Genomic DNA, 566 nt, shown 5'->3' with positions numbered 1-566 from the left:
CACCCCCAGCCCCTCTCCCTGAGGGAGAGGGGAGTTGAGGATCGACCAGCCAAAAAGCAAAAAAGGTAGGCTCATGGCCTACCCTCTAGGATCTGGATTTTGCTTAAGCCAAAAGTGGCGTTTGCCTCATCCCATCAGGAGACAACGTTCACCTTGACCACCTGGGCTTTTTCAGAGTCCGCTTTGGGCAGAGTCAGGGTGAGGATGCCATCTTTGTATTCCGCTTTCACCTGATCGTGCTTGATCCGGTTGGGCAGGGGGATCACCCGTTGAAAGCGCCCGTAGCGGAACTCGGTGCGGGTTACGCCTTTGTCTTCGGAGCGTTTTTCAAAGCGCCGCTCACCGCTGATGGAGACCGCTTCCGCCGTCGCTTGGATGTCCAGATCGTTGGGGTTCAGGCCGGGCAGCTCCAGCTTGAGGGTAATGGTTTCGGGATCGTCGTGCATTTCCACCGCCGGCACGAAGGCAAAGGCATCAGTCTCGGCGGGGCGAGCCATCAGCCGGTCGAACATCCGGTTCATTTCCCGTTGAATTTCGTCAATTTCCCGGAAGGGATCCCAGCGAAC

General features: G+C 57.4%; 1 protein-coding gene. It reads right to left on the bottom strand.

The genetic code is table 11. The features are described from left to right. Nucleotides 1–134: 134 nt before the first annotated feature. On the bottom strand, nucleotides 135–566 hold a 432-nt coding region (locus NW852_RS12325; RefSeq protein ID WP_414365880.1), incomplete at its 5' end, for an Hsp20/alpha crystallin family protein.

This window comes from Synechococcus sp. H60.1, from assembly GCF_047462335.1.
Taxonomy (GTDB): domain Bacteria; phylum Cyanobacteriota; class Cyanobacteriia; order Thermostichales; family Thermostichaceae; genus Thermostichus.
The sequence above is the reverse complement of the archived record's forward strand: the minus strand, read 5'-3'. Positions and strand labels throughout refer to the sequence as shown.